Raw genomic sequence first — 20567 nt, 5'->3', positions numbered from 1 at the left:
CTGAATGAAAAATAAACGGTGACGAGGACGCGTGCGCCCTCGCCCCTTGAAGCAGACTTAAAGCCGGGCCAACAATTCCCGTGTCCGGTCGATCGCCATTTGCGCCCGCTGCAATCCGCTCACGCCCTGCTCCAGCAATTTGACCGTGGGAATTTCCAGACTCAGGGGAAGGTTAGCCGGAAGACTGTGCAACAACCCGATCAGGTCACAATCGCCCTCGCCGGGAAACCGGCGCTCATTGCGAGCCTGACGCAAGATCTCGGCCATGTCCGTCGGCCTCGGCCCGGCAACATCGCACAACTGTGCGTAGCGCAGCCGCGAAGCCGGCACGCCGGCCAGCTCCTCCAGCCGCGACCCGGAGCGGTCGAAGTGAAACGCATCGACCAGCACCGCACCGTTTTCGCGCCCGGCCTTGGCGACGATGCGCAACGCCTGCTCAAGATTGCGTGCATCGGTCCACGGCATGAACTCCAGATGCGGGTGTAAACCGTAGGGCGCCGCCAGATCGCACAGCGCCGCAAAATTATCGGTGAGCCGCTGCTCGTCAGGATCGTTACCGGCGACCAACAACTCACTGGCACCGAACTCCGCGCCGACGCTAAGCAGTTGTTCGAAATCCGCAACCACCGTCTGCGGTTTCAAACGCAGGATTTCCACGTCGAGCACGCCGATTCCGGTGTCACGCAAACGCGCCAGTGTCTGACGCCGCAAATCGCCATCGGCTACCAATGGAAAGTGATATTCCTCGGGCGTCGCCGGCTCCAGACGCAGGCCGACATGGCTGTAACCGGCACGGGCCGCGACCTCGACCATCTCGGGTGGCGACAACTCCAGCACGGTCAGGCTGGCGAGGGACAGAATTCGTTCATTCATGTTCAGGCCTCGATCTGCGCAGGTTCGGTGGCGCGACCGCTGGCCGCTGCTTCACGGATGGCCTCGACCAGCGCCAGAGTGCGGGCGGCATCGGCGGCACTCACCAGCGGTTCAACCTCCCGTCGCGCCACGCGGACGAAATGCTGCAACTGCAACCGCAGCGCTTCATCAGGCGTGAACGGTTCATCGACCGACAGCAACGGCTCGTGCCAACCGGCGTCCACCTGATCGGCGCGGTAATGCCAGCGCTTGAGCTGCGGAATGCTCAAGGCTCCGGCCGTTCCCGCCAGCAAGTAGCAAGGTTGATCGGCCTGGCGCGGATAGGCCGGGTTTTCCCCGGAGTTCAACTCCCAGCTCCACGGCGCCGCCACCGCATCGGAACCGGTCAGCGTACCCAGCGCTCCGCCGTCGAACTGCAGCAGGATCGCCGCGCTGTCTTCATTGGCAAAACCACGCAACGCACGGTCGGTGATCGCCTGCACCGAACGCACTTCGCCGCACAGATGACGCAGCAGATCGAGGTCGTGAATCAGATTGGTCAACAGCATGCCCGCGCCCTCTTCGCGCCGCCACGCGGTTTCGAAATACTGGTCAGGCTTGCGCAGTTGGAACAACGCAGTCACCAGAGTCAGCCGCCCCAATGCTCCGCCCTTGACCAGTTCATGGGCCCGCACGATCAACGGATTGTGCCGCCGATGATGGCCAACCAGCACCGGCACGCCACTGCGTTTCACCGCCGCCACCAGTTCCCGCGCCTCATCCAGATGCACGCCCACCGGTTTTTCCAGCAACACCGGAACGCCAGCGGCCAGGCAATCCAGCGCGGTGCTGACGTGCTGATTATTCGGATTGGCGACGATCACTGCGTCTGGCCGATTCTGCTCCAGCATCTGACGGTGATCGGCGAAATGCGCCACACCCCACTCCGCCGCCAGGGCCGGTGCCTGAGGGCCGGGGTCGGCCACGGCGCATAACGCGGCCTCAGGGAGATTCTTCAGGTGCCGGTAATGTTGCTGGCCCATGTTACCGGCGCCGATCAGGGCGATTCGAAGGGGCGGGTTCAAGGTGCGATCCTCTTGTGATTGTTGTGGGAAAACTCACTCCATCAACAATTTAGAACCCGGTTCCAGATTCTCACACCCATCCGACTGAAAAGTGGGCGAACAGCGCACAGCTTTGCTTAAACGAACAACTCCGAGGCCAGGCTGGCCGCCGACAGCTCCTCGGTAAACGTCAACAGCAACGGCGCCAGTTCATGCAATCGTGCCCCCGGCATTCGTGCGCTCGGCCCGGCGATGCTGAGCACGCCGATCACCCGGCCATCGGCGGGATGTTTCACCACGGCAGCAATCGCCGAAGTGCCCACCGCCGAACTTTCTTCCACACAGGCATAACCCTGTTCACGGGCCACGCGCAGGCGTTCGAGCAGTTCAATATTGGAGCGCGGCGCGTTGGGCCCGATATCCGCCGGCACCTCTGCGCCCTGGCGTTCGACCAGCGACAACGCCTCGGCGTCGCTCATGCACGCCAGCCACGCATGGCCCGACGCGGTGTAGAACAGCGGCGCATCGCGGCCCATGTCCGGGTCGTAACGCAGACCGGTGCGCGCACCCTGGGCCTTGGCAATCCAGGTCTGGCGCTCGCCGTCAATCACGCCAAGGCGCACCAGCTCACCGGTTTCCTGGGCCAGTCGATCGAGCACCGGCTGCAAAATGTCGGCACCGCTGCTCGACAGATATTGAAAGCCCATCGCAACCAATTTGGTGGAAAGGTGATAGCGCAACGTTTCCGGATTCTGCCGCACGTAACCCAGGCGGATCAGCTCGGCGAGCAGGCGGTGCGTCGCGCTCTTCGGAATATCCAGTTGCTCGGCCAGGGTCTGCATCGGCAGCCCGCGCGGATCACTGGTGAGGCTTTCCAGCACGCTGAAAACCCGTTCGATTTGACTGCCGGCCATGGTGCGCTCTCGGTGAAGTTTCGCCGATTCTAGAAGACATCCCAAGGAATGCGAAATCTGGAACCCGACGTCCGATAACCGCCCACTTTGCGCGTCAGTCGGTTGATCTGCTTCGCCCGCACTGGTTATTTTCTGGAACATGATTCTAAAAACAACTGACTGCTGGAGCCCTTGCTGATGTCTGCCCTTCCCGATATCGACTGCGACGTTCTGGTGGTCGGCTCCGGCGCCGCTGGTTTGTCGGCCGCCGTCACCGCCGCCTGGCATGGCTTGAAGGTCATCGTGGTGGAAAAGGATCAGGTGTTCGGCGGCGCCACCGCGTGGTCCGGCGGCTGGGCGTGGGTGCCGTGCAATCCGCTGGCCCGGCGCGCCGGGATCGTGGAAGACGTGGAACTGCCGCGCACCTATCTGCGCCACGAACTCGGCGAGCACTACGACCCGGCCATGATCGACGCCTTCCTTGAAGCCGGCCCGCGCATGGTGGCGTTCTTCGAACAACACACCGCCCTGCAATTTGCCGACGGCAACGCCATCGCCGACATCCACGGCCAAACACCGGGCGCCGGCACCGGCGGACGCTCGGTGATTGCAGCGCCCTACGACGGACGAAAGGTCGGGCGCCTGCTCAAGCGTCTTCGTACAACCATGCGCGAAACATCGTTCATGGGCATGCCGATCATGGCCGGCGCGGACCTGTCGGCGTTTCTCAATCTGACCCGCTCGTTGTCGGCGGCCTGGCACGTGACCCGGCGTTTCACTCGCCACCTGTTGAACCTGGCGCTGCACGGCCGGGCGATGCAACTGGTCAACGGCGTGGCGCTGGTGGCGCGGCTGGCGAAGTCCGCCGAAGACCTCGGCGTACTGCTGTGGGAATCGGCGCCAGTGACGGAACTGTTGCGCGACGATTCACGCATCACCGGCGCTCGCGTGAACACCACAAAAGGCCCGGTCAATGTCCATGCCCGCAAAGCCGTGGTGCTCGCCGCTGGCGGATTTGCCAACGACATCGAGCGGCGCAAAGCCTTGTTCCCTCGCACGCCCACCGGTCATGAACATTGGGCGCTGCCTCCGCTGGCAGTCAATGGCGATGGCCTGCGACTGGGCGAAACCGCCGGGGGCCGGGTCAACACCGATGTGGCCTCTCCTGTGGCGTGGGCACCGGTCTCGCAGGTGCCACATTCCGACGGCAGCATCGGCCATTTCCCACACATCATCGAACGCGGCAAACCGGGGATCATCGGCGTGTTGCGCAACGGCCAGCGTTTCGTCAACGAAGCCAACGGCTATTACGACTACGTCAGCGCCATGGTCGCCGCCGCCCCTGAAGGCGAAGAAGTCGCGTCCTGGCTGATCTGCACCCGCGCGTTCCAGCGCCGTTACGGGCTCGGCATGTCGCGGCCGTTTCCGGTTCCGGTGTCAGGTTTTATCCGCAGCGGCTATCTGAAAACCGGCGATACCCTGGAGGAATTGGCCAGCGCATGCGGCATCGACGCGAAGGGTTTACGCGCCACCGTCGATGATTACAACCACCATGCCCGGCACGGCGAAGACCCGCTGTTCGGTCGCGGCTCGACCCCGTACAACCGCAAACAGGGTGATCCGGCGCAACAGCCCAATCCGTGCGTCGCTCCTATCGAACACGGCCCGTTCTACGCGGTGAAGGTGCAGCCGGGCTGCTTCGGCACCTTCGCCGGGCTCAAGGTCAACCCGCATGCGCAAGTGCTCGACGCCGAAGACTGGCCCATCGCCGGTCTCTACGCCGCCGGTGGCGACATGGCCAGCATCATGGGCGGGCATTATCCGGCGGGCGGGATCAACCTCGGCCCGGCCCTGACTTTCGGTTACATCGCAGCCCGGCACATGGCGGGCGTCACGGCTTTCGAACAGGAGATCGACCATGCAGCACATCGTTAACAGACAAGGACTGAACCTGCCAAAACTCGGCCTCGGCACCTGGCCGATGCTCAGTGACGAATGCACCCGCGCCGTAGAGCAAGCGCTGGAACTCGGTTACCGGCACATCGACACGGCAGCGGCCTACAACAACGAAGATGCAGTCGGACAGGCCCTGGCGAATACGCCGACACCCCGCGAGCAGATTCACGTCACCACCAAGGTCTGGTGGGACCAGTTGCAACCGGATGCCATGCGTCATTCGCTGGATCGCAGCCTCAAGGCCTTGCGCAGCGAGTACGTCGACCTGTTCATGATTCATTGGCCGACCACCGACTGGGACCTGCCGCGCACCCTTGAGACCCTCGCGTCGTTCAAGGAGCAAGGTTTGGCTCGCAACATCGGTGTAGCGAATTTTCCGCTGCCGCTGCTGCGCAAAGTCGTCGAGGAATACGGCATCCCTCTGTCAGCCATTCAGGTCGAGTACCACGTCCTGCTCGGACAAAACGCCCTGCTCGACTACGCCCGTCAACATGATCTGGCGCTCACGGCCTACACGCCACTGGCGCGTAACAAGGTCTCGGAGATTCCACAGATTCAGCAGATCGCCGAAAAACACGGCGTGCTGCCGACTCAAGTGGCGCTGAAGTGGCTGCTGGATCAGGACAACGTGGCGGCGATTCCCAAGGCCAGCAGCAAGACCAATCAACTGGCCAACCTGGCCTCGCTGAATGTCAAACTGGATGACGACGACCGGGCGCTGATCGCTGCGTTGTCCAAGCGCGAACGTCAGGTCAGCCCGGACTTCGCGCCGGTGTGGGATGCCTTCGACCGCTGATACCTGACCCGGCGAAAGAAATCCGCCGGCGGATTGAATTCCCGGCGCTCGCGCTCGTCAATAACAGGCCCGACCTCGTCACCCCGAGGCCGGGCCTTTGTGCGTGTGTGTGAATAGACGGACGACCGGACTGGCGCCACACTCACACACCAGCAACACTCATCACCACGATCAGACAGAGGATTCCCACATGCTATGGAAAAAAGGCCGACGCAGTGACAACGTCGTCGATGCCCGTGGCGATGACATGGGCGGTGGTGGCGGTATGCGCTTCGGCGGCGGCAAGGGCCTGAGCCTCGGGGCGATCCTGCTGATCGTCGGCATCGGCTGGATCACCGGCCAGGACCCGCTGCAGATCCTCGGCCAGCTCACCGGGCAGATGACCGAACAATCGGCCCCCACTTCGCAAACCCGTCAGGCACCGCCGGCCAACGATGAACAGGCCGAATTCGTGCGTTCGATCCTCGGCGACACCGAGGACACCTGGGGCGCGATCTTCCAGCAGGCCGGCCGGCAATATAAGGATCCGACCCTGGTGCTGTTCAGCAACCGGGTCAATTCCGCCTGCGGTCTGGCGACCTCGGCCACCGGCCCGTTCTACTGCCCGGCAGACCAGAAAGTCTATCTGGACATGGCGTTCTTCCAGGAAATGGCCCAGCGCTTCAAGGCTGCCGGCGACTTCGCCCAGGCCTACGTAATCGCTCACGAAGTCGGACATCATGTGCAGACGCTGCTCGGCGTCTCGGCGAAAATTCAGACAGCCCGCCAGCAAGGCCGGCAGATGGAAGGTGACGGCGGGCTGCTGGTGCGTCAGGAACTGCAAGCCGATTGTCTGGCCGGGGTCTGGGCCTACAACGCGCAGAAACGTCTGAACTGGCTGGAACCGGGTGACATCGAAGAAGCCTTGAACGCGGCGAACGCGATCGGTGATGATCGCCTGCAACAACAGGGTCAGGGCCGTGTGGTGCCGGACTCGTTTACCCACGGTACGTCGGCGCAAAGGGTGCGCTGGTTCAAAACCGGATTCGCCCAGGGCCAGGTCGGCCAGTGCGATACCTTTGCGGCGAAAAACCTGTAAATGCATAAATGGCTGTTGGCTTTACTGTTCATCGGCGGCACCGCCCAAGCGGCCGGCGTCGACGCAATCAGTCCCGGGCGCCTGCAATTGCAGGCCGGCGAAATGGCGGTGGGCATCGGCCCGGCGCCAGCGAAAATCGAGCGCGTGCTGATCGTCATTCATGGCCGTCTGCGCAACGCCGAGACCTATCGCAAAAGCGGCGAAGTCGCGGCGGAACTGGCCGGGCAAACCGCCAACACCCTGGTGATCGCCCCGCAGTTTCTCAACGAAAGCGATGTGTCGCTCTACTCGTTACCCGCCAGCGTGCTGCGTTGGCAAGGCAACGACTGGATGGGCGGCGGGTTATCCACAGGGCCGAACCCGCTCAGTTCCTACGCCGCACTGGACGAAATCGTCGGAAGGCTGAGCGATCGCAAGCAGTTTCCGGACGTGAAGCAGATCGTGATCTTCGGTCACTCCGGCGGTGCCCAGGTGGTGCAGCGTTATGCGCTGCTGGCCCAGGAACAGCCGGCGCTCAAGACCGAAGGCATTCGCTTGCGTTATGTAGTCGCCAACCCGTCGTCCTACGCCTACTTCAATGAGCAACGTCCGGTGGCCTTCGATCATGCCAAGTGCCCGGGTTTCAACCGCTGGAAGTACGGTCTGGTGGATCCACCGATCTACTCGGGTGGGCAAACGCCCGCGCAGCTTGAAGGGCGTTACGTCAAACGCGAGGTGATTTATCTGCTGGGCCAGCAGGACACCGACCCGCAGCACCCGGCGCTGGACAAGAGCTGCGCCGCCAAAGCCCAAGGGGCTTATCGACTGGAGCGCGGGAAGTTGTTTTTCGGTTACTTGCTGCGTCGTCACCCTGAAGGGGTCAATCAGCGCCTGGTCGAAGTGCCCGGCGTCGGGCATAACGGCGACGGCATGCTGACCTCGCCGGAAGGCCAGAAAGCACTGTTCGAGCAATAAAAAACGGGGGCCGAAGCCCCCGTTTTTTTTTTCAAGCGAACAACATTCGCCGCAACTCCACACAATCCTTCGCATGCCAATCGGTCAGCTCCGGCCACGGATTATCCGGCAGGTTTACCAGCACCGTGTGCGTACCCGCTGCCCGACCGCAGTCGAGGTCGAAGCGGTAATCTCCGACCATCACCATCTCGCTCGCCGGCACTTGCCAGGCTTCGGCCAGTTTCAGCAAACCGCCCGGATGCGGTTTCGGCGGCGCTTCCTCGCGACCCAGCACATCCTCCACCGCAAAGCAGTCGGCCAGGCCGATGGCTTCCAGCGTCACATGGGCCAGCTCCCGCGCATTGCGGGTCAGGATGCCCAGGCGATAACCCTTGGCGTGCAGGTCGCGCACCAGCTCCACCGCGCCGACCGCCGGGGTCGAGCCGAGCGCCAGATCCCGCTCATGTTCCAGCAGCCACGCATGTTTCGCCGCCGCTTCATCGGCAGGTAATGCCGCGAGGTGGGTAAGGATGTCGTCCTCCGGCGGGATCGCCAGCGCCACGCGAATCGCCGCGAAGTCATGCACGGCGACGGTCAGGGTGCCGTCCATGTCGAACACCCAGTGCCGCACATCCGCCAGACTCATGCCCAGTCCTTGCGATGACGGATCAGGCCTTCCTGAGTCACCGACGCCACCAGTTGTCCGGCGCGGTTGAACACGCTGCCACGGGAGAACCCGCGCGAGTTGCCGGCCCACGGGCTGTCCATGGCGTAGAGCAACCAGTCATCGGCGCGCAGATCGTTGTGGAACCACAAGGCGTGGTCAAGGCTGGCGACCTGCATGTCTTTCTGCCAGACCGATTTGCCGTGGGGCAGCATCGAGGTGGTCAGCAGACCGAAGTCCGAGGCGTAGGCCAGCAGGTATTTGTGCAGCGCCGGGATGTCGGCCAAGGCGCCGTCGGCGCGGAACCACACGTACTTGACCGGATCCGCCGGTTGCGGGTTGTACGGGTCTTTTTCGGTGACCGGGCGCACTTCGATCGGCTTCGGGCACAGCAGCTTTTCGCGCATGTGTTCCGGGATCAGGTGCGCGCGTTGCTGGGTCAGTTCCAGCTCCGACGGCAGGTTTTCCGGGCCGACCACTTGCGGCATCTGGCTCTGGTGTTCGAAGCCTTCTTCGTCGTACTGAAACGACGCGCTGCAAGTGAAAATCGGGTGGCCCTTCTGGATCGCGGTCACGCGGCGGGTGCTGAAACTGCCGCCGTCCCGCACGCGGTCCACCGAGTAGACCACCGGCAACTTGGCATCGCCCGGACGCAGGAAATAACCGTGCATCGAATGCACATGGCGCGTTTCTTCAACGGTCTGACTGGCCGCCGACAGCGACTGGCCCAATACCTGGCCGCCGAACAACTGGCGAAAGCCCAGATCCTGACTGCGACCACGGAACAGGTTTTCCTCGATCGGTTCGAGGGTCAGCAGATCCACCAGATCTTCCAACACTTGGCTCATTCAGACTCTCCTCACACAACGCTATGCCGCGCAGTCCTGACTGCGGCGGCCAATTCAGATTCTGGCGCGAGCCAATGATCGCGCCATTGTAAACGTCCGTGTCGGCTTAGCCATGCAGGGTCTGCAGCCATTGCTCCCGGGTGATGCGGTACAACACATGTCGACGCAACGGATGGTCGACCGCCAGTTTCGGGTGATCAAAATCGTCGGCTGGATCGTGATGCATGCCGATCGCCTGCATGACTTTTTCCGACGGCAGATTGCTCTGCGCAGTAAAGGACACGATTTCCTTCAGGGCTAACCGGTCAAAACCGCAGCGCAGCGCAGTCCACGCCGCCTCGCTGGCATAACCGAGGCCCCAGTGTTCCTTGGCCAGCCGCCAGCCGATTTCCACCGCCGGGGTGAACGGCGCGTCGAAACCGACCACGCCGAGCCCGGTAAAACCGATGAACTCGCCGCTGTCCTTGCGCTCCAGCGCCCACAGGCCATAACCGTGTTCGGCAAAATGCCCGCGCACCCGGCCGATCAACGCGGCGCTTTCCAGCCGGCTCAAGGGCGCGGGGAAGTAGCGCATCACCTGCGGGTCGGCGCACATTGCCGCGAACGCCGGCAAATCCTCGTCCTGCCATTGGCGCATCAGCAGCCTTGCGCTTTCCAGCTCCAGTATCGGTTCCATCCCGCCCCTCCGCTTGATGCCGTCAGTCTACATCGCTGTTAGGCTTTGCACTCTTTCCTGCAGCCTTTATGAATAGTCCACCATGCCGTTGCCGCTGATCTACCACGAAGACTACAGCCCGGAATTCCCGGCGGAACACCGCTTCCCCATGGACAAGTTCCGCCTGCTGCGCGATCACCTGGTGGACAGCGGCCTGACCCGCGACGAAGACCTGCTGCGCCCTGAACTGTGCCCCGCCGACATTCTCACCCTGGCCCATGACCGCGGTTATATCGAACGCTACATGAGTGGCGAGTTGTCCCGCGAAGACCAGCGGCGCCTCGGTCTGCCGTGGAACGAAGCCTTGGCCCGACGCACGGTGCGGGCGGTCGGCGGTTCGATTCTCGCGGCAGAGAAAGCCCTGGAACATGGCCTGGCCTGTCACCTCGCCGGTGGCACCCATCACGCCCACTACGACTACCCCGCCGGGTTCTGCATCTTCAATGACCTGGCAATCATCAGTCACTATTTGCTGCAAAGCGGCCGGGTGAACCGGGTGCTGATCTTCGACTGCGACGTGCATCAGGGCGACGGCACTGCACGGATTCTGCACAACACCCCGGAAGCAATCACCGTTTCCCTGCACTGCGAAAAGAACTTTCCTGCACGCAAGGCCGAAAGTGACTGGGACATTCCGCTGCCCAACGGCATGGGCGATGCCGATTACCTGAAAGTGGTCGACGACGCGCTCAACTATCTGCTGCCGCTGTATCAGCCTGATCTGGTGCTGTACGACGCCGGCGTCGACGTGCACAAGGACGACGCCCTCGGTTATCTGCAACTGACTGACGAAGGCGTCGCCGCCCGCGACGAAAGCGTGATGCGCCACTGCCTGGGCCGCGACATCCCGGTGGTCGGCGTGATCGGCGGCGGATACAGCAAGGATCGCCAGGCCCTCGCCCGCCGCCACGGCATCTTGCATCACAGTGCGCAGCGCGTCTGGCAGTCATCGGGTTGTCATTGAGTTGTGCTGCGTTACCCACAGTGGCTGTGGAACGGCCTGTGGATAACCTGAGCGAAAGGGACTACAGCCCACGCTGAACATGGCTTGCAGCGCGCTGGTTGTTTTTTGATCAGGCCTGACGATGGTCGCTGCTGCTAGAATGCGCGGCTTATTCCGCCACGCTATTGCCGCTGCCATGACCCAGACTTCTGCCGCCCTTCCCGCTCACGTCGCCATCATCGGCGGTGGCCCCGCCGGCCTGATGGCCGCCGAAGTGCTGAGCCAGGCCGGAGTCCGCGTCGATCTGTACGACGGCATGCCCTCGGTGGGCCGCAAGTTCCTGCTGGCCGGGGTCGGCGGCATGAACATCACCCACTCCGAAGCCTACCCGGCCTTCCTCTCGCGCTACGCCGAACGCGCCCCGAACATCGCCCCGCTGCTGCGCGCGTTCGACGCCGACGCACTGTGCCGCTGGATCAACGAACTGGGCATCGAAACCTTCATCGGCAGCTCCGGCCGGGTGTTCCCCACCGACATGAAAGCCGCGCCATTGCTGCGCGCCTGGCTCAAGCGCCTGCGCGACAGCGGCGTGGTTATCCACACCCGCCACCGCTGGCTCGGCTGGGACGAAAACGGCGCGCTGCGCATCGACAGCCCGGAAGGCGAGAAAACCCTCAACCCCGATGCCACCCTGCTCGCCCTCGGCGGCGGCAGCTGGTCGCGGCTTGGCTCCGACGGCGCGTGGATGCTGCCGCTGGAGCAACGCGGCGTAGGACTGGCGCCGTTGCAGCCGAGTAACTGCGGCTTCGAGGTGCAGGCCTGGAGCGAGTTGATGGTCAGCAAATTCGCAGGAGCACCGTTGAAAAACATCGCCATCGGTTTGAACGACGATGTTCCGCGTTTGGGTGAATGCGTGATCACCGCGACCGGCATCGAGGGCAGCCTGATCTACGCGCTGTCAGCGCCGATTCGTGAGGCGATCAATCTGCACGGTGCCGCGACCATTCACATCGACCTGCTGCCCGGCCGACCTGTGGATAAATTGCAGGCGGCGTTGAGCAAACCACGGGGTTCGCGCTCGATGGCCAAGCACCTGCACAGTCAGGTCGGGATTGATGGGGTGAAAGCGGCGCTTCTGCGAGAACTCACTGATGCAGCGACGTTTGCTGATCCGGCAATGTTGGCCCGGGCGATCAAGGCTTTGCCGCTGACGCTGGTGAAAACCCGTCCGCTGGACGAGGCGATCAGTAGTGCCGGCGGGGTGACGTTCGAGGCGATGGACGAGCGGATGATGCTCAAGGCGTTGCCGGGGGTGTTTTGTGCGGGGGAGATGCTGGATTGGGAAGCGCCGACGGGCGGGTATCTGCTGACGGCGTGCTTTGCCAGTGGCCGGGCGGCGGGGTTGGGGATGCTGGACTGGTTACGACGCTGAGATCGGGTCGCCCCTTTCCCCTCACCCCAGCCCTCTCCCGGAGGGAGAGGGAGCAGACCGCGGTGTCTGGCGTCATACATCGACCTGAAAGACCGAGTCGTTTATGGATTTATCGATCAAGTGTTTTTCATAACTTGAGTTCGACTCGATATTTCAGGTCGACGTAACTCGCAAAAACAACTCGATCAGTCCCCTCTCCCCCCGGGAGAGGGCTAGGGTGAGGGGGCTTTTGATCTTTAAGGCAATCTTTAAGGCTTACGCTTACGCGGCCCGGTATTGAACACCGGCACCTTGCGCACAGGCTTGATCGAAGGCTCCGGCGCCTGAGTCTCGCCGCTGTCCACCCACTTGCCCAGATTGCGCTTGCCACCGCCACCACCGGAAGCTTTCGGCTTCTTCGGTTTCTTCGGCTTCTTGATCACCTGGCCACTGGCATCGGTGTCCGGCACGCGGTGCTCCGGCACGAAGTCCGGCTCAACCTCACGCTTCAACGTGCTGCGAGTCAGCATTTCAATCGCCGACAACATGTTCACTTCATCAGCGCACACCAGCGAGATCGCCTCACCGGTCGAACCCGCGCGGCCAGTCCGGCCGATACGGTGAATGTAATCCTCGGCCACGATCGGCAGATCAAAGTTGACCACCAGCGGCAAATCTTCGATATCCAGACCACGGGCAGCAACATCAGTGGCCACCAGAATCTGCACTTCGCTCAGCTTGAACCGATCCAGCGCCCGCTGCCGGGTCGCTTGCGGCTTGTCGCCGTGGATACCGTCGGCGTTCACGCCCAGGCCCTGAAGTTTCTCGACCAGCGCGTCCACACCATTACGGGTCTTGGCGAACACCAGCACCTGCTTCCACTTGTTCTTGCGCATCAGGTGCACGAACAGTTCCGGCTTGCGCTTCTTGTCCACCGTCACCACCCACTGCTTGACGGTGTTGGCGGCCACGTTGCGCGGGCTGACTTCGATGCTCAGCGGATCGTTGAGCATCTGCCCGGCCAGCAGGCGGATGTCATCGGAGAAGGTTGCGGAGAACAGCAACGTCTGACGTTTCTTCGGCAGCGCGCGGTAAATGTTCGCCAGCTCCTCGGAAAAGCCCAGGTCGAGCATGCGGTCGGCTTCGTCCAGCACCAGAGTTTGCAGCTGGTTGAACTTCAGCGCGTTCTGGCGGAACAGATCGAGCAGACGGCCCGGAGTCGCCACCAGCAGATCGACGCCGCCACGCAGCTTCATCATTTGCGGGTTGATGCTGACGCCGCCGTACACTGCATAAGTGCGCAGCGGCAGGTTTTCAGCGTACTGGCGCACGGCTTCGTGGACTTGTTCGGCCAGCTCGCGGGTCGGCACCAGAATCAGCGCACGCACCGAGTTGGCGGTGACTTTCGGCCCTTCCATCGCCAGCAGTTGCAACAGCGGCAAGGCGAAACCGGCTGTCTTGCCGGTGCCGGTCTGGGCCGCGGCCATCAGGTCGCGACCGGCCAGCACGGCCGGAATGGCCTGCGCCTGCACCGGCGTCGGGGTCTGGTAGCCGAGCTTCTCGAGGGAGCGCAGCAAGGGTTCGATCAGGCCAAGGGTGGCGAAAGTCATGGGAGTACCGTAGGAAAAATCAGAGCAGATTGTGCAAAACGAGTATGCGATGGCGCGCAGTTTACCCTAATTCGCACGCTGCTCCGTCGCTATGACCTTCGCTGCGGCAGCCGGCTCGCTGACCACCGGCGACCGCGCCGGACGCCGCCACTGTGGCAGACTGATCAGCACCACCGCGCCGATGATCACCAGCATTGCCAGCGCTTCTTCGATGCCGATGGTCTCGCCGACAAACACGATCCCCAGCAACACCGCCACCGCCGGGTTGACGTAGGCATAACTGGTGGCTGCCGCCGGACGAACGTTTTTCAACAGATACATGTAAGCGTTGAAAGCGATGATCGAGCCAAAGAAGATCAGGTACGCCAGCGCCAGCCAGCCTTCCAGCGGCGGCATAGCCTGCAGGTGTTCACCGCTGGCCGCGCTGCCGATCAACAGCACCACGCCACCAACCAGCATTTCCACGGCACTGGCCATTGCGCCCTGAGGCAGCGGCAGGTGTTTGCTCCACACCGAACCGAACGCCCAGCTCGCTGCCGCGAAAATCAGCAACGCCGCGCCCAGCGGACTCGATTGCAGGTTGGAGCCCATGTTGAGCATCGCGATGCCGATAATCCCCATCACCACCCCGGCCCACTCCAGGCGGGTGTTGCGCGCCCCCCAGAGATAACCGCAGAGCAAAGTGAACAGCGGCACCGTCGCCACCGCCAACGCCGCGACACCCGAGGCCACGCCACTGTGCTCGGCCAGCGTCACTGCGCCGTTACCGAAACTGAGCAACAGAATCCCGATGATCCCCGCCGCCTTCCACTGCGCCCAGGTCGGCGCCGGTGCACCGCGCCAGCGCAGGAACGCGTACATCAGAGTGCCGGCAATCACGAAGCGCACGCCGCCGAGCATCAGCGGCGGCCAGTACTCGACGCCGATGCGGATCACCAGATAGGTCGATCCCCAAATCACGTACAACGCAAAAAACGCGGCGATCAAGGGCAAGGAAAAACGGCGCAAGGCAGACATGGGCAGCTCGAAAGTCAGACTCAGGGGATTGATTATTCTAGAAAGGCCAACCGCTAAAAATAAGTTACAAAACCTGTTTATAGCGCCGGTACACTTTCGAAAACACGGAGATCGACGGCATGAACCGCGATTTCGAAAGTCTGGCATTTTCAGGAGTCCGACCTTGGACAAATACGACCGCATGCTGCTCAGCGCCCTGCTCGAAAACGGTCGCGCGTCCTACGCCGACCTCGCCCGCAAAGTGAACCTCTCCGCCCCCGCCGTCGCCGAGCGCGTGGCCAAACTTGAGGCGGCCGGAGTAATTACCGGGTATCAGGCGAACATCGACCTGTCGAAAATCGGCTTGCCGATCCAGTGCGTGATCGAATTGCGCCTCCACCAGAACGGCAGTCAAAAGGTCTACGACGAAATGGTGAAAATTCCGCAACTGACCGAGTGCTTTCGAGTGACGGGCGATCCGTGCGTGATTATGAAGGCCGCGGTAGGTTCGATGACCGAGCTGGAAGAGCTGATCAACCGGGTGGCGAAATTCGGGTTCAGCAAGACGTCGATCGTGTTGTCGAGTGCGATAGAGAAGCGGGTGCCATTGGGGAAATTAGAAGACTGTATAAATAAAAAGCAGTAACTGTCCCGTTTCGCTTTCGTAAACGGGAACAGTCCAACAAGTTATTACGAATTGAGAAATGCTTGGGAGAAAGAACTAACTTTTCGTCGAAAATCCTGATAGGACGCCAATCCCTTAACGGGCCCTTCCGGATTCAAGTCTATAGTTAATCTCGCTCGCATTTCAGAAAATCGCTTTTTAAATTTTGCTAAACGAGCACCTTGTGTTTCGCTTGCTTCGCAAAGAGCGTCCATCAAAAGTTGCTTCGTATCACGAGTTGATTCGAGTCGACGCATAGCAGGTACACTGTTCAAGGCTCCACGAAAGCTTGAATTACCCGCAACCAGTTTTATAGCATCAACATCTGCAAGCAACCAAGTTTCCAACATCGTAACCGGGATGACCGGAACGACTCTAGACAAGGGCACAACTCCATCGCTAGCTTCAGCTATTTCTTGTTCGCGAATATCCGCACCAACATTATCAGCATCTCGATGGACAAATATCACATCAGCATGAGGATAATATCTCACTAGAGCCTGTAGCTTTTCTCGAACCGAACGCCCCACCGGCGGAGAAAACATACCTAAATCTGGTACCTCACCGCTTACTTCAGAAAAACCTTCGCCAATCAAAATGGTTTGTATATGCTCAACTAAACGAAGATCAGAAGAGCCTTCTCCAGTAAGAACAAATCTTATTTTCATGCATTGGCGCCCTTTGGACTTATTCGTCGAATTCCATTGAGATCTGGCTATCTGGCGGGAGTGCTAAATAAGCAATAATCGATCCCTTATCGATGCATTCAGAACCAGACTTAAATCGCCAGCTTTCACGCAAGCTCTTACAGCGAATCGTTGAGGCCGGCATTCCATCGGGCCCCCGAACTTTGACTACATCTGCATAAATCAAATCATCTGGAGACTCAAGCTTTACCAATACGGGCGAGTGCGTCGCAATCAATATCTGACGCATAGGATTATCCTCTCCAACCGGATAGGCCGTATCGACTGCCAATTCTTTCAACAGTGATAACATCGCCCCCATTTTTGCTGGATGAATACCATTCTCAGGTTCTTCGAAACACAGCAGTCCCTTAAAGTCAGGATCTTCAGCCATGATGCACAAAGCCATAAATCTCAGCGTACCATCTGAAAGAGCACGCGCTGGCAAGAACGCACCCGAGCGTTCTTTTACTTCAACAGTCAATAGCTGCCGAACTTGATCGACATCAACTCTCACATCTGACGTTGGTACAATCTCGGACAAACGACTGGCAATTCGGGAATAAACATTTGCATCTTTACGATAAAGTTTGTGCAAAGCAGCCGCCAGCTTCCCACCATCAGCACCCACGCTGGTTTCTTCATGCATCTTATTCGAACGCCTCATAGCGCTCGGCTCCAACGACAGAAATCTCCACGACTGCATTTCTCGCCTAGCAGCCAAAATAGTTGGCCACACCGCACTATTGGTATTTGCAACTACTGTCTTTGGTATATATCTGGCCGGAATTTTTTGAGGCTGCCCACTGCTCCCACCATCTTGATGCAGATGTATTTCTACAACGCCATCATCTACCTTCTGAGTAGAGATAAACCCCGCACCCTTTCTTTTATTCAATACAACCTGATCACGAAATTGAGAAACACTCAACGGAAAATGCAACAGGTTAGTAGCTTCACCCTTATTAATATGGACGAGAGTTTCACGCGCCAAATACAGTCCCAAAGAGCCTGACTTCTCTTCTGATGGGTCTCTTGCGATCTCAACTTCATATCGTAAAAAGGTTGACGTTGCTTGAGCTTTACGACCGAAGTCGTCGACTATATCCAATGGCACTATCATTTCAACCGCAAGCTTTAAACTCTCTACACGATAGTCACCGTTCGTCCAGAAGACATCAAGTGGATCAGTAGACTCAGAATCTCTGACAGCTAGCGCGGCTTCTACAATTGTCTTATCACTTAACAAAGAAAGAAACTTTATAGCATCGAATATATTTGATTTCCCGACTCCATTCAGACCCGCAATACAATTGAAGGGACCAAAGGACACAGAGAAATCAAGAAGATTTTTGAAACCATGCGCTTCAAGTTTGGTAAGCATATTTAGCTCTCTATCATCGAGCAGCGATTAAATGCCGATCGAGTATCTAAGAATTGACAGCACGATTCAAGCAGAAAAAATCGATAGTTTATAAATTACAACGAAAAAACCTTCTGTTTAAAGCTAGATTTTACGCTTACAGTTTATAGCCCACGATACCGCTGAAGATGCTCCCCAACTTTAGCGGCCGGGACTTTCTGCAATTTGCACAGCAAGTCGTGCGATAGCTCCCGCACCCCATGCTTGTGCCGCAGTTCATCCGCCAGATGCGCCAGCAAATTCGCCGCCATCTCCGCATCCGCCATCGCCCTGTGCGCCTGGCCGGTGTGCGGCAATTGGGCGAAGGTGGTGAGCGTACCGAGCTTGTGGTTCGGCGCCGCCGGCATCAGGCGGCGCGCCAGCAACAGCGAGCAGGCAAAGTTCTGCAAACGGGTGCGTTTGATCCGGCCCAGTTCGAAGTCCCAGAACTTCTGGTCGAACGCGGCGTTGTGCGCCAGCAGGGGTGTGCAGCCGACGAATTCGTTGACTTCGCTCATCACCCGCTCGGCCGACGGCGCTGTGCGCAACATGGCGTTGCTGATGCCGGTGAGTTGTTCGATGAAGGCCGGGACGCGGACGCCGGCGTTCATCAGGCTCTGGTAACGCTCGACGATGCGGCCGTTTTCCAGCATGACCACGGCGATTTCCGTGGCCCGGCAGCTGCTGCTCGGCGAGATGCCGGTGGTTTCAAAGTCGATGACTGCAATGCGTTCCAAACCGGGTTGTACTCCGTCCAAATCAAGTCTTGAGCTTGCGCTCAATTTTTCAACAGCAGTGCGCCTTCGATCGGCACGTAACGACTGGCGGCGCGGATCAGCGAGTTGGCGGTCAGGCCGGGAACGCCGTAGGCCACCGCTTGCACGCCGTGTTTGTTGATGATGCGTTCGAGCAGCATGTCGAAGTCGCCATCACCGGAGGCCAGGACGATCTCGTCGACGTGGTCGGCGGCGTCCATGATGTCGAGGGTGATGCCCACGTCCCAGTCGCCCTTGGCCGAGCCGTCGCTGCGCTGGATGTAGGGTTTGAGTTTCACGGTGAAACCGAGGTTGCGCAGGATCTGCTGGAACTGCTGCTGTTTGCTGTCGCCCCGGTCGATCGCATAGGCGTAGGCCTCGACGATCTGCCCGTCCTTGCTGATGTCCGCCCACAATGCCGCGTAGTTGAAGTGGCAACCATAGGCCTGACGCACGGTGTAGTAGAGGTTCTGCACATCGGCGAACACTGCGATTTTTTTCACCGGAGTTCCTGTGAGCGCTGACGCGCATGAGCCGGATCAGGCACCAGGCCCGAAAAAGGCACTCAGTATGCCAGCCCGAAGGAAGGTTCCGCGAATAATCGGCCCGGGGCGATCAGGCGCCCCGGACGAATGGTGAATCAGACGAAGGAATCGTCGTCATCGAAGAACGATGAGTTGTCATCGCTGTAGTCGGTGTCGGCAAAGCCGCCCTGATCATTACCGTAGGAGTCGTTGTTGGCCATGCGCTGGTCATCGCCCCAGCCGCTGTTGCTCTGATCGTTGACCTGGGCCGGTTCTTCCTTGATGACTTCGACGATTTCTTCCGGCTGCTGGTTGTGATGGAACAGGCTGCTGATGCCTTGTGCCAGCATCACGCCACCCGCCACACCGGCGGCGGTTTTCAGGGCACCGCCGAGGAAGCTGCTGCCGGCCGCCGGGGCCGCTTGTTGCTGGCCATAACCCGGTGGTGGCGCGCCGAAGTTCTGTTGCGGCGCCGGGGCACCGAAGTTCTGCTGCGGTGCCGGCTCACGCCAGCCGCCGGTGGAGGCCGGGGCGCTCTGGGTCGGCGCCGGGCGCGAGCTGCTGCCACCGAAGATGCTCGACAGGAAGCCACCGCCGCTGGAGGCCGGTGGCGCGCTCTGGGCCTTGGCCGATTGCAGCTCGGCCTGCAACTGCTTGACCTGTTGAGTCAGTTGTTTGTTCTGTTCGTCGAGGCTCTTGAGGGCAGCCTCCTGCACCAGAATCGCCTGGGTCATGAAATAACCTGCGGCCGGCTGGCGCGTCAGGTGTTCCTTGATCCGCGCCTCGGCCTGGGCGTCGCGCGGGGCTGCCTCCGTTTCGGCCTGTTGCAGCCGGGAAAACAGTCCATCGATCAGGGTTTGTTCTTCGCTGTTCATGGCGACCTCGTAGATTGCCGGGGATAACGTTGCCCTCCTCCACGTCGGAGAAGATGCACCTCTGTAATGGAGGCAGCAACAGAATGTTTCAATGACCTTTACCGAACGTTTACGTTTGCGCAGCGAAACGGATCATCGGTTAAAGTGGGCCACTGTTTTTGACCTGCGATACCGACTGATGAATGCCTTCGATGTGCTGCGCGACTCCCTGTATTTCTTCAAACGCAATCTGGGCCGGATCGTCCAGTTGTGCCTGCCGCTGGTGATTGTCGAAGCCGTGCTGCAACAGGTGGTCGACCATGCCAGCGATCCGGACGGCTACTCGGCCATCAGCGTGATCGTCGGCCTGCTGGTGTATCCGCTGTACACCGCCGCGCTGATTCTTTTCCTCGATGCCCGCACCCGCGGCGAATCCCCGCAAACCCGCGATCTGCTGGCGATGGCCGCTCGTCTGTGGCCGCGCTTCGCTCTGCTGACTGCACTGAACACGCTGTTGATCCTGCTCGGGCTGTCCCTGTATTTCCTGCCGGGGCTGTGGCTGATGGTCACTCTGGCCTTCGGCGAATACCTGCTGGTGCTGCGCGGTTACGGTCCGCTGCAGGCGATGAAGGAAAGCCTGCGCCTGAGTCGTGGGCATTTTCTGCGGATTCTGGTGTGCATTCTGTGTGTGATGGGGCCGCTGTGGCTGCTCAAGGGCCTGACTTTGCAGGTCTATCCCGATCCGCAGAATCCTTTGATTGCGGTGCTGATCGACAGTGGCCACAGCTTCCTGCAACTGTTCACTAGCGTGGTGCTGTTCCGCCTGTTCATGCTGATTAGCGAATTGCCCGACAAACGTGACGGAATAGTCTGACTGCACCGAGCTTGGGCTGATGGATGGGTCTCGGGTATGCTCGGGACCA

Annotated in this window: 21 protein-coding genes; 8 read left to right on the top strand and 13 right to left on the bottom strand. The window is 60.4% G+C overall.

What is annotated here, in order from left to right; translation table 11 throughout:
- Positions 1-57: 57 nt before the first annotated feature.
- The 3 genes from CAF74_RS21530 to CAF74_RS21520 form a co-directional block, all read right to left on the bottom strand.
- Entirely contained in the window at positions 58-873 is an 816-nt protein-coding gene (locus CAF74_RS21530; RefSeq protein WP_085747683.1) for a sugar phosphate isomerase/epimerase, read from the bottom strand.
- Positions 874-875: 2 nt separating this feature from the next.
- Entirely contained in the window at positions 876-1937 is a 1062-nt protein-coding gene (locus CAF74_RS21525) for a Gfo/Idh/MocA family protein (RefSeq protein ID WP_085747682.1), read from the bottom strand.
- A gap of 116 nt (positions 1938-2053) precedes the next feature.
- Positions 2054-2830, bottom strand: a complete 777-nt coding sequence (locus tag CAF74_RS21520) for an IclR family transcriptional regulator (protein WP_085747681.1) — start codon at positions 2828-2830, stop codon at positions 2054-2056.
- Positions 2831-3007: 177 nt separating this feature from the next.
- On the opposite strand from CAF74_RS21520, the gene CAF74_RS21515 reads away from it, so the two are divergent.
- From CAF74_RS21515 to CAF74_RS21500, 4 genes are all read left to right on the top strand, one after another.
- The gene (locus tag CAF74_RS21515) at positions 3008-4744 is read left to right on the top strand and encodes an FAD-dependent oxidoreductase (protein WP_176240506.1); all 1737 of its coding nucleotides are present in this window, start codon (positions 3008-3010) and stop codon (positions 4742-4744) included.
- On the top strand, positions 4728-5561 hold the full coding sequence (locus CAF74_RS21510; protein WP_085747680.1) for an aldo/keto reductase: 834 nt from the start codon (positions 4728-4730) through the stop codon (positions 5559-5561). The genes CAF74_RS21515 and CAF74_RS21510 overlap by 17 nt, the downstream gene beginning before the upstream one ends.
- A gap of 190 nt (positions 5562-5751) precedes the next feature.
- The gene (locus CAF74_RS21505) at positions 5752-6639 is read left to right on the top strand and encodes a neutral zinc metallopeptidase (protein WP_039771788.1); all 888 of its coding nucleotides are present in this window, start codon (positions 5752-5754) and stop codon (positions 6637-6639) included.
- On the top strand, positions 6640-7593 hold the full coding sequence (locus CAF74_RS21500) for an alpha/beta fold hydrolase (RefSeq protein WP_085747679.1): 954 nt from the start codon (positions 6640-6642) through the stop codon (positions 7591-7593).
- Positions 7594-7624: 31 nt separating this feature from the next.
- On the opposite strand, the gene CAF74_RS21495 is transcribed toward CAF74_RS21500, so the two are convergent.
- The 3 genes from CAF74_RS21495 to CAF74_RS21485 form a co-directional block, all read right to left on the bottom strand.
- Entirely contained in the window at positions 7625-8218 is a 594-nt protein-coding gene (locus tag CAF74_RS21495) for an HAD family hydrolase (RefSeq protein ID WP_085747678.1), read from the bottom strand.
- Positions 8215-9084 (bottom strand): acyl-CoA thioesterase II, encoded by an 870-nt coding sequence (tesB, locus tag CAF74_RS21490; RefSeq protein WP_085608733.1) that lies wholly within the window; start codon positions 9082-9084, stop codon positions 8215-8217. The genes CAF74_RS21495 and tesB overlap by 4 nt, the downstream gene beginning before the upstream one ends.
- A 106-nt stretch (positions 9085-9190) precedes the next feature.
- Positions 9191-9760, bottom strand: a complete 570-nt coding sequence (locus CAF74_RS21485; RefSeq protein ID WP_064382143.1) for a GNAT family N-acetyltransferase — start codon at positions 9758-9760, stop codon at positions 9191-9193.
- Between the two features lie 82 nt (positions 9761-9842).
- Here CAF74_RS21485 and CAF74_RS21480 point away from each other — a divergent pair, with 82 nt between their 5' ends.
- Both CAF74_RS21480 and CAF74_RS21475 read left to right on the top strand, forming a co-directional pair.
- Positions 9843-10763 carry a histone deacetylase gene (locus CAF74_RS21480; protein ID WP_085747677.1) on the top strand — a complete coding sequence of 307 codons (921 nt, stop codon included), beginning with the start codon at positions 9843-9845 and terminating at the stop codon, positions 10761-10763.
- Between the two features lie 175 nt (positions 10764-10938).
- Entirely contained in the window at positions 10939-12174 is a 1236-nt protein-coding gene (locus CAF74_RS21475; protein ID WP_085747676.1) for a TIGR03862 family flavoprotein, read from the top strand.
- A gap of 248 nt (positions 12175-12422) precedes the next feature.
- On the opposite strand, the gene CAF74_RS21470 is transcribed toward CAF74_RS21475, so the two are convergent.
- Positions 12423-13763, bottom strand: a complete 1341-nt coding sequence (locus CAF74_RS21470; protein ID WP_085747675.1) for a DEAD/DEAH box helicase — start codon at positions 13761-13763, stop codon at positions 12423-12425.
- A 66-nt stretch (positions 13764-13829) separates the two neighbouring features.
- Positions 13830-14780 (bottom strand): drug/metabolite exporter YedA, encoded by a 951-nt coding sequence (gene yedA / locus CAF74_RS21465; protein ID WP_085747674.1) that lies wholly within the window; start codon positions 14778-14780, stop codon positions 13830-13832.
- 163 nt (positions 14781-14943) lie between these two features.
- Here yedA and CAF74_RS21460 point away from each other — a divergent pair, with 163 nt between their 5' ends.
- Positions 14944-15405: an Lrp/AsnC family transcriptional regulator gene (locus tag CAF74_RS21460; RefSeq protein ID WP_085747673.1), complete on the top strand. Its 462-nt coding sequence runs from the start codon at positions 14944-14946 to the stop codon at positions 15403-15405.
- Positions 15406-15449: 44 nt separating this feature from the next.
- On the opposite strand, the gene CAF74_RS29075 is transcribed toward CAF74_RS21460, so the two are convergent.
- From CAF74_RS29075 to CAF74_RS21440, 5 genes are all read right to left on the bottom strand, one after another.
- Positions 15450-16091 carry a hypothetical protein gene (locus CAF74_RS29075; RefSeq protein ID WP_129972477.1) on the bottom strand — a complete coding sequence of 214 codons (642 nt, stop codon included), beginning with the start codon at positions 16089-16091 and terminating at the stop codon, positions 15450-15452.
- 19 nt (positions 16092-16110) lie between these two features.
- Positions 16111-17493 (bottom strand): AAA family ATPase, encoded by a 1383-nt coding sequence (locus tag CAF74_RS21455; RefSeq protein ID WP_085747672.1) that lies wholly within the window; start codon positions 17491-17493, stop codon positions 16111-16113.
- Positions 17494-17636: 143 nt separating this feature from the next.
- A complete protein-coding gene (locus CAF74_RS21450; RefSeq protein ID WP_085747671.1) occupies positions 17637-18248 on the bottom strand; it encodes a PolC-type DNA polymerase III in 612 nt (203 codons plus the stop codon).
- A gap of 41 nt (positions 18249-18289) precedes the next feature.
- Positions 18290-18769: an NYN domain-containing protein gene (locus CAF74_RS21445; protein ID WP_003228475.1), complete on the bottom strand. Its 480-nt coding sequence runs from the start codon at positions 18767-18769 to the stop codon at positions 18290-18292.
- A gap of 137 nt (positions 18770-18906) precedes the next feature.
- The gene (locus CAF74_RS21440; RefSeq protein WP_085747670.1) at positions 18907-19665 is read right to left on the bottom strand and encodes a DUF2076 domain-containing protein; all 759 of its coding nucleotides are present in this window, start codon (positions 19663-19665) and stop codon (positions 18907-18909) included.
- Between the two features lie 178 nt (positions 19666-19843).
- Between CAF74_RS21440 and CAF74_RS21435 the strand changes: the two genes are divergently transcribed.
- Entirely contained in the window at positions 19844-20518 is a 675-nt protein-coding gene (locus CAF74_RS21435) for a YciC family protein (protein WP_218189661.1), read from the top strand.
- Positions 20519-20567 lie beyond the last annotated feature (49 nt).

Origin of the sequence: Pseudomonas sp. R45(2017), assembly GCF_002112305.1 — a bacterium.
GTDB classification, from domain to species: domain Bacteria; phylum Pseudomonadota; class Gammaproteobacteria; order Pseudomonadales; family Pseudomonadaceae; genus Aquipseudomonas; species Aquipseudomonas paraglycinae.
Note: the sequence above shows the minus strand (reverse complement) of the source record. Positions and strands in the feature narration are given on the sequence as shown.

Bases quoted from the DNA above. Each gene is read 5' to 3' on its own strand.
- CAF74_RS21530 (WP_085747683.1), bottom strand. From the start codon at position 873: ATGAATGAACGAATTCTGTCCCTCGCCAGCCTGACCGTGCTGGAGTTG.
- CAF74_RS21520 (WP_085747681.1), bottom strand. From the start codon at position 2,830: ATGGCCGGCAGTCAAATCGAACGGGTTTTCAGCGTGCTGGAAAGCCTC.
- CAF74_RS21515 (WP_176240506.1), top strand. From the start codon at position 3,008: ATGTCTGCCCTTCCCGATATCGACTGCGACGTTCTGGTGGTCGGCTCC.
- CAF74_RS21510 (WP_085747680.1), top strand. From the start codon at position 4,728: ATGCAGCACATCGTTAACAGACAAGGACTGAACCTGCCAAAACTCGGC.
- CAF74_RS21505 (WP_039771788.1), top strand. From the start codon at position 5,752: ATGCTATGGAAAAAAGGCCGACGCAGTGACAACGTCGTCGATGCCCGT.
- CAF74_RS21500 (WP_085747679.1), top strand. From the start codon at position 6,640: ATGCATAAATGGCTGTTGGCTTTACTGTTCATCGGCGGCACCGCCCAA.
- CAF74_RS21495 (WP_085747678.1), bottom strand. From the start codon at position 8,218: ATGAGTCTGGCGGATGTGCGGCACTGGGTGTTCGACATGGACGGCACC.
- tesB (WP_085608733.1), bottom strand. From the start codon at position 9,084: ATGAGCCAAGTGTTGGAAGATCTGGTGGATCTGCTGACCCTCGAACCG.
- CAF74_RS21485 (WP_064382143.1), bottom strand. From the start codon at position 9,760: ATGGAACCGATACTGGAGCTGGAAAGCGCAAGGCTGCTGATGCGCCAA.
- CAF74_RS21480 (WP_085747677.1), top strand. From the start codon at position 9,843: ATGCCGTTGCCGCTGATCTACCACGAAGACTACAGCCCGGAATTCCCG.
- CAF74_RS21475 (WP_085747676.1), top strand. From the start codon at position 10,939: ATGACCCAGACTTCTGCCGCCCTTCCCGCTCACGTCGCCATCATCGGC.
- CAF74_RS21470 (WP_085747675.1), bottom strand. From the start codon at position 13,763: ATGACTTTCGCCACCCTTGGCCTGATCGAACCCTTGCTGCGCTCCCTC.
- yedA (WP_085747674.1), bottom strand. From the start codon at position 14,780: ATGTCTGCCTTGCGCCGTTTTTCCTTGCCCTTGATCGCCGCGTTTTTT.
- CAF74_RS29075 (WP_129972477.1), bottom strand. From the start codon at position 16,091: ATGAAAATAAGATTTGTTCTTACTGGAGAAGGCTCTTCTGATCTTCGT.
- CAF74_RS21455 (WP_085747672.1), bottom strand. From the start codon at position 17,493: ATGCTTACCAAACTTGAAGCGCATGGTTTCAAAAATCTTCTTGATTTC.
- CAF74_RS21440 (WP_085747670.1), bottom strand. From the start codon at position 19,665: ATGAACAGCGAAGAACAAACCCTGATCGATGGACTGTTTTCCCGGCTG.
- CAF74_RS21435 (WP_218189661.1), top strand. From the start codon at position 19,844: ATGAATGCCTTCGATGTGCTGCGCGACTCCCTGTATTTCTTCAAACGC.